This window comes from Streptosporangium sp. NPDC006013, assembly GCF_040614275.1.
Classification (GTDB): Bacteria; Actinomycetota; Actinomycetes; order Streptosporangiales; family Streptosporangiaceae; genus Streptosporangium.
Genome location: NZ_JBEXUE010000510.1, coordinates 1 through 6,886, shown reverse-complemented (window position 1 = coordinate 6,886; position 6,886 = coordinate 1). Strand labels below are relative to the sequence as shown.

General features: G+C 72.4%; 7 protein-coding genes. 2 read left to right on the top strand and 5 right to left on the bottom strand.

Annotated elements, in window-relative coordinates; translation table 11 throughout:
* Nucleotides 1-691: tyrosine-type recombinase/integrase (locus ABZ260_RS43355; protein WP_355629585.1), on the top strand; the 691-nt coding region annotated here is incomplete at its 5' end.
* A 47-nt stretch (nt 692-738) separates the two neighbouring features.
* Here the strand turns inward: ABZ260_RS43355 and ABZ260_RS43350 are convergent.
* The gene (locus ABZ260_RS43350; protein ID WP_355567638.1) at nt 739-993 is read right to left on the bottom strand and encodes a helix-turn-helix transcriptional regulator; all 255 of its coding nucleotides are present in this window, start codon (nt 991-993) and stop codon (nt 739-741) included.
* Between the two features lie 185 nt (nt 994-1,178).
* Nucleotides 1,179-3,101: an ABC transporter ATP-binding protein gene (locus ABZ260_RS43345; protein ID WP_355629582.1), complete on the bottom strand. Its 1,923-nt coding sequence runs from the start codon at nt 3,099-3,101 to the stop codon at nt 1,179-1,181.
* 263 nt (nt 3,102-3,364) lie between these two features.
* Between ABZ260_RS43345 and ABZ260_RS43340 the strand changes: the two genes are divergently transcribed.
* On the top strand, nt 3,365-3,676 hold the full coding sequence (locus ABZ260_RS43340; RefSeq protein WP_355629579.1) for a DUF3817 domain-containing protein: 312 nt from the start codon (nt 3,365-3,367) through the stop codon (nt 3,674-3,676).
* Between the two features lie 16 nt (nt 3,677-3,692).
* Here ABZ260_RS43340 and ABZ260_RS43335 read toward each other — a convergent pair whose 3' ends face one another.
* From ABZ260_RS43335 to purB, 3 genes are all read right to left on the bottom strand, one after another.
* Nucleotides 3,693-4,718 carry a DUF4037 domain-containing protein gene (locus tag ABZ260_RS43335; RefSeq protein ID WP_355629576.1) on the bottom strand — a complete coding sequence of 342 codons (1,026 nt, stop codon included), beginning with the start codon at nt 4,716-4,718 and terminating at the stop codon, nt 3,693-3,695.
* Between the two features lie 68 nt (nt 4,719-4,786).
* Nucleotides 4,787-5,524 carry a GNAT family N-acetyltransferase gene (locus tag ABZ260_RS43330; protein ID WP_355629573.1) on the bottom strand — a complete coding sequence of 246 codons (738 nt, stop codon included), beginning with the start codon at nt 5,522-5,524 and terminating at the stop codon, nt 4,787-4,789.
* Between the two features lie 14 nt (nt 5,525-5,538).
* On the bottom strand, nt 5,539-6,886 hold a 1,348-nt coding region (gene purB, locus ABZ260_RS43325), incomplete at its 5' end, for an adenylosuccinate lyase (RefSeq protein ID WP_355629570.1).

Here is a 6,886-nt window from a genome sequence, read left to right as displayed (position 1 = left end):
GGCGCAGGGGCTGATCGGTGCGGCGCGTGACCTGGGCGGCGGGCCGCAGGGGGTGGCGGCGAAGGAGGCGGCGGGCTCGGGGCGCAGGCGTCGCCGTGATCAGAACACCGAGTTGCGCGACGGGCTGATCGTGCTGATGCTGTCGACGATGGGGCCGCGGGTCTCGGAGCTGGTGCGGGCCAATGTGGAGGACTTCTACACCAACGACGGGGTGCGTTACTGGCGGATCTTCGGTAAGGGCGGTAAGACGCGGGACGTGCCGCTGCCCGGTGATGTGGCGCTGGTGCTGGAGGCCTATCTGGCGCGGGGGCGGATCGCCTCCCCCGACAAGGCGTTGCTGCTGTCGTGGCGGGGCCGGCGTCTGGCGCGCGGGGATGTGCAGGCGGTGATCGACCGGGTGCAGCGGGGGGTGGATCCCGATCGGCGTCGTTCGGTGACGCCGCACGGGTTGCGGCACACCACGGCCACTCATCTGCTGGCCGACGCGGTGGACATGGACGCGGTGCGGCGGGTTCTGGGACACAGTGATCTGGCGACGCTGGGGCGTTACCGCGATGAGCTGCCCGGGGAGCTGGAGGTGGCGATGCGTTCGCATCCGTTGCTACGCGGCCCGGCCGTCCGCGGCGCGGGTGCGTCGGGATCGGTCTCCGCCGAGGGGGGGCAAAGGTCCGGGCCCGCGGCGTCGGCATAGCCGGCGCCGGGCGGGGTTGTTCTCCGTTGCCGCCGGTGGTGGCGGGGTCAGGCGGCGCGTTCGCCGGCGCACACCTCGGCCAGGACGTCCAGGGAGACCTCGAGGGCGGTGGCGAGCGCGGCGATGGTGAAGAAGGCCGGGGTGGGGATGCGGCCTGTCTCGATCTTGCGGAGGGTTTCGGCGGACAGGCCCGCGGCGGCGGCGACTTCGGTCATGCTGCGGGTGCCGCGTGCCTGGCGCAGGAGCGTGCCCAGGCGGTGGCCTCGTTCGCGGTCAAGTTCGGTCAGCGGGGGTCGCACCATGCGCATGATCCTAGCAAGCGTGATAATAATACCGATACAGGTGGCAGGCCGGCGGCTCCCCCGCCAGTTGCCGTAGCGAGCGGGAGAGTCCGCCGGGGTCGCCTGCGGTTGACCGGCAAGGCCGTCATCGACGTGACCTCGCCGCCGGCATGCCCCTGCCCTGCCGGGCGTGGCGCAGGCGAGGCTCAGCGGGCGGGTACGGCGGAGAACTCCCCGAGCCCGTCTTCCAGGTCTTCGAGGGAGGTGGCCTGCTGGTCGAACTGGGTGCGATACAGCTGCGCGTAGCGGCCGCCGGCGGCCAGCAGTTCGGTGTGCGTGCCGCGCTCGGCGATGCGCCCGTTCTCGACGACCAGGATCAGGTCCGCGGTGCGGACCGTCGACAGCCGGTGGGCGATGACCAGTGCGGTCCGCCCGGCCAGCGCCTCGGCCAGGGCTTCTTGCACCGCGGCCTCGGAGGTGGAGTCCAGGTGCGCGGTGGCCTCGTCCAGTACCACCAGCCGCGGCCGGGCCAGCAGCAGCCTGGCGATGGTCAGCCGCTGGCGCTCACCGCCGGAGAGGCGGTAGCCGCGCTCGCCGACCACGGTGTCCAGGCCTTCGGGCAGCGCCGCGACCAGGTCGGCCAGCCGGGCGCGCCGCAGCACCTCCCACAGTTCCTCGGGTGCGGCGTCCGGCCGGGCCAGCAGCAGGTTGGCCCGGATCGAGTCGTGAAACAGGTGCCCGTCCTGGGTCACCATGCCTAGTGTCCGGCGGATCGAGGCCGCCGACAGCTCGCGCACGTCCACCCCCGACAGCCGTACCGCGCCGCTGTCGACGTCGTACAGGCGGGCCAGCAGCTGCGCGATGGTCGACTTGCCGGCTCCGGAGGATCCCACCAGCGCGACCAGCTGCCCGGCCTCGGCGCGGAAGGACACCTCGTGCAGCACCGCCTCGCCGCCGCGCGCGTCCAGGGCGGCGACCTCCTCCAGCGAGGCCAGCGACACCTTCTCTGCCGACGGGTAGGCGAAACCGACCTGGTCGAACTCCACGCTCACCGGCCCCTCGGGCACCGCCTTGGCGTCCGGCCTGTCGGTGATGAGGGGTTTCAGGTCGAGGATCTCGAAGACCCGCTCGAAGCTGACCAGGGCGCTCATCACCTCCACCCGGGCGCCGGCCAGCGCCGTCAGCGGCGCGTACAGGCGGGTCAGCAGCAATGCCAGCGCCACCACCGCGCCCGGCTCCAGCTGCCGGCTCAGCGCGTAGAAGCCGCCCAGGCCGTACACCAGGGCCAGTGCCAGCGCCGAGACCAGGGTGAGGGCGGTGACGAACACCGAGCGCACCATCGCGGTGCGTACCCCGATGTCACGTACCCGCCGTGCCCGTGCCAGGAACTCGGCCGACTCACTCTCGGGGCGGCCGAACAGCTTGACCAAGGTGGCGCCGGGCGCGGAGAAGCGCTCGGTCATCTGCGTGCTCATCGCCGCGTTGTGGTCGGCGGCCTCGCGTTCCAGCCGTGCCAGCCGGGCGCCGACGCGCCGGGCCGGCAGCACGAACACCGGCAGCAGCACCAGTGCCAGCGCGGTCAGCTGCCAGGAGATGCCGATCATCACCGCCAGGGTCAGGGTGAGGGTGACCAGGTTGCCCACGACCCCCGACAGGGTGTCGCTGAAGGCGCGCTGGGCGCCGATGACGTCGCTGTTCAACCGGCTGACCAGTGCGCCGGTGCGGGTGCGGGTGAAGAAGGCGACCGGCATGCGCTGCACGTGGTCGAAGACGGCGCCGCGCAGCCGCAGGATCAGTCCCTCGCCGATGTTCGCCGACATCCATCTGGTCACCAGGCCCAGCGCCGCCTCGGCCAGCGCGATCACCGCGATCAGCCCGGCGAGTCCTGTCACGACGCCCACCGCGGCGCCGGTGACGATCGCGTCGATCACCTGCCCGGCCAGCACCGGGGTGGCCACCGCCAGCACCGCCGAGACGACGCTCAGCAACAGGAACCAGGCCAGCAGGGCGCGGTGCGGGCGGGCGAAGGCGGCGATGCGCCGCAGCGTGGCGGCCGAGAACGGCCGCCGGTCGCGCTGGGCGTTCATCGCGCCGTACAGCGAATGCCAGGCGGCCATTTCCATGCTCATCACACACCACCATGTTTCCTGGGTTCCTGGGTTCCTGGTTTCCCGCGCTCTTGGGGTGAGAGCACCGGCGCGGTCACGGCACGACCCTAAAAGCTGAACTTAAGTTGAGGTCAAGGGCCGTGGTGTTCCGGGCGCTTTCGGCGATGCCTGTGCTCCCCCAGCGCACCGACCGGCCCTGCGCCCCCCTAGGCTGAAGACCGTCGTCCGATCCGCCCGGATATCCCCTTTCCGGATCACCCCTTTTGGGAGAGGTGTACTTCGCCGTGCCGACTCTGCCGCTCACCCTGCGTCTGTTCCGTTACGTGGCGTTCGCCGAGGCGTGTTCATGGACGGGGTTGCTCATCGGCATGTACTTCAAGTACGTGGCCGCCACCGGCGATCTCGGAGTGAAGATCTTCGGACCGGTGCACGGCGCCCTGTTCGTGCTCTACCTGGTCGCGCTGCTGGGCGCCGCCCGCCAGGCCCGCTGGAGCCTGGGCACACTCATCGTCGGCCTGGTGTGCGCGGTGCCGCCACTGGCCACGCTGTGGTTCGAGCGGCGGATGTTCACCCGCCGCGAACCGGCCACCGCCTGACCCCTCCCGCCTGACCTCACAGGTCCAGGATGGCGCGGGTGGCCGCCCGGCAGCGCCGCGGATCGGCCAGCAGATCTACGCAGTCGCCGAACTGGTCGATCGACCCCACCGCAGGCAGCGCCCGCACCCGGGCGTCGGTGATGGCGCCGCTGAGGGCTTCGGCGAACCGGCCGGCGTCGATGACCTGGAAGGGCCGCCGGTGATACGCCCGCAGGCTCCCCTCCAGCGCCGGGCCCACCCCCATCCGGTTGTGCAGGGCCGCCACCCGCCGGTAGACCACCCCCAGGTGCTCCTCGCGCTCGCGCCACCCGGTGGCCGACACCGCCGCCGACAGGGCCTCTGCCGGCTCGGCCGTACCCGACAGGCGCGCAAAGGCGCTGCCCAGCCATTTGGCGTACGGCGGGTAGCGGCGGCGCAGCAGCAGCACCAGGCGCATCAGATCGCGGGCCAGATCGGCGGTGACCAGCGCCGAGCCCAGGTCGTCGCCGACCTCCCCGCACCGCCCGGGGAAGGCCTCCTGCTGAGCCAGGCGCCTCCACTGCCCGGCCAGCACGTAGCGCTCCAGATCCGGCGGGTACCAGCGCAGCACGGCACGGACGCGTTCCAGGACATCCAGTCCGTCGTGGAAGACCTCCCCGCAGGTGACCTCCGCCAGTTTCTGCCAGGGGGTCGACAGCCAGTCCAGCATGCTCACCCCCCGCAGCGGGTCGAAGCCGAGCCTCCCGGTGAACCAGGCCGCCGCCTCACCGACCTGCACACCGTGCCCACCGGCACCGGTCACGGCGGTGGGATAGCCGCGGAAAACCTCCGGCAGCCCGCCGGTGACGGCGCGGCGGACCTGCTCGATCCGGTGCTCCTCGACGAAGAGGACCACCCGGGGACCCCAGTCATGGTCGGTGGAGCGTTCGGTGTCGAACGCCAACACCTCGGAACCGGCGCCGATCAGCGCGGCACTGTGCGGCACCTCGGCCACGATCGGCCGCACGACCTGGGTGTAGAAAGTACGAGAAAGCTCCAGACCAGGTATGAAACCAGACATCATTTCGTCCACTCTGCCCGCCCAGACCTCGGCCCGCACCAGGTTTTCCCGCCCCTGCCCGGGGAACCGGTTCAGGCACCGTCCAGGGCCGCGGCGGCCAGCGGGCGAAGGCGCAGGCCCAGCCGCCCGTACAGGGCGAGCGCGGTGTGGTTGGCGGTGTCGACCATCAGCGCGGCGCGGCCGTACGAGATGAGCAGGTCGCCCAGCGCCAGGCGGCACACCGCCTCGCCGTACCCGGCGCCGCGGCGGCGCGCGGCGGTGGCCACCCCGGCGACGAAGCCCACCTGCGGGCAGGACCAGGCGTCGGCGGCCACCGCGACCAGGTCGCCGTCCTCGTCGCGCACGCCCGCCCAGCGGCGTACGCCGGCCACCCCTGGCGCCGCCCACGAGGAGGGCGCCGCGGCCGCGAGCAGGGCGCTCACCTCGCCCTCCTCCTTCGGGCCCAGCCACCGCGCCCGCCCCGGTCCCGCGTTGAGGACGGGACTGAGCCGGTGGGTGTCCATCCACTCGAAGGTGCCCAGCAGGCGCAGCCTCGGTGAGCGGGCGACCACCTGCCCTACCAGTGCCCGGGTGCCCACCACCCGGTAGGAGGGGCCGAGGCGCCCCAGCACCCACTCCACCAGCGCGGCCACCTGCTCGGGCTCGCCGCACACCGTCAGGCGGTCGCGGCGGTTGAGATCGGGGCAGGCCACCGCGACCGCCTCCCCCAGCGACCAGGCCCGCACGCCCTGCACCATCCCCTGGGCACCCCACAGCACGAGCGGGTCGCCGGCGCAGGCGGCGGCCACCTCGGCCACCTCGCGCAGCACCCTCGGCGCGCGGCTCAGAGGATCGCCCCGGGCCGGTAGGCGGCCGCCTGCGGGTAGCGGGTCACGACCTCCTCCACGCGGGCCACGACCGCCGCCACCTGGGAGGTGGCCGCGCCGGTGAAGGAGATCGGCTCGCCCAGCAGGCCCTCCAGCGCCGCCCGGTCCAGCGGGAAGCGCTCGTCGGCCGCCAGTCGGGCGAGCAGTTCGTTGCCGCCGGCGCCCTCGCGCATGGCCAGCGCCGAGGCCACCGCGTGCTCCTTGATCAACTCATGGGCGCTCTCGCGGCCCAGCCCGGCCCGCACCGCGGCCATCAGCATCTTCGTGGTGGACAGGAACGGCAGGTAGCGCTCCAGCTCGGCGGCGATCACCGCAGGGAAGGCGCCGAACTCCCCCAGCACCGTCAACATGGTCTCCACCAGCCCGTCGAACGCGAAGAACGCGTCCGGCAGCGCCACCCGGCGCACCACCGAACACGAGACGTCGCCCTCGTTCCACTGGTCGCCCGCCAGTTCCCCGGCCATCGACGCGTACCCGCGCAGGATCACCGTCAGCCCGTTGACCCGCTCACACGAGCGGGTGTTCATCTTGTGCGGCATCGCCGAGGAACCGACCTGCCCCTGGGCGAACCCCTCGGTGACCAGCTCGTGCCCGGCCATCAGCCGGATCGTCTTGGCCAGCGAGGAGGGCGCCGCGGCCAGCTGCACCAGCGCGGTGAGCGCCTCGTAGTCCAGCGAGCGCGGATACACCTGTCCCACGCTGGTCAGCCGGTGGGCGAACCCCAGGTGCGCGGCCACCTCGTCCTCCAGCGCGGCCAGCTTGGCCGCGTCCCCGCCCAGCAGGTCCAGCATGTCCTGGGCGGTGCCGACCGGCCCCTTGACGCCGCGCAGCGGGTAGCGGCCGATCAACTCCTCCAGCCGGGCGAACGCCACCAGCAACTCGTCGGCGGCCGAGGCGAAACGCTTGCCCAGCGTCGTGGACTGCGCGGCCACGTTGTGCGAGCGCCCGGCCATCACCAGCGGTGAGTGCTCGGCCGCCAGCGCCGCCAGTCCCGCCAGCAGCGCCACGCACCGGTCTCGCACCAGCACCAGGCTGTCGCGGATCTGCAGCTGCTCGACGTTCTCGGTCAGGTCCCTGGACGTCATGCCCTTGTGCACCTGCTCGTGCCCGGCCAGCGCGTTGAACTCCTCGATGCGGGCCTTGACGTCATGGCGGGTGACCCGCTCGCGGGCGGCGATCGACTCCAGGTCGACGTGCTCGACGACCTTCTCGTAGTCGCCCACCGCCTCGGGCGGGTCGACCGCGATCTTGATGGTCTGGTCCCATGCCTTCTGGTCGATGGTCCCGATACCGGCAGGTGAAGGC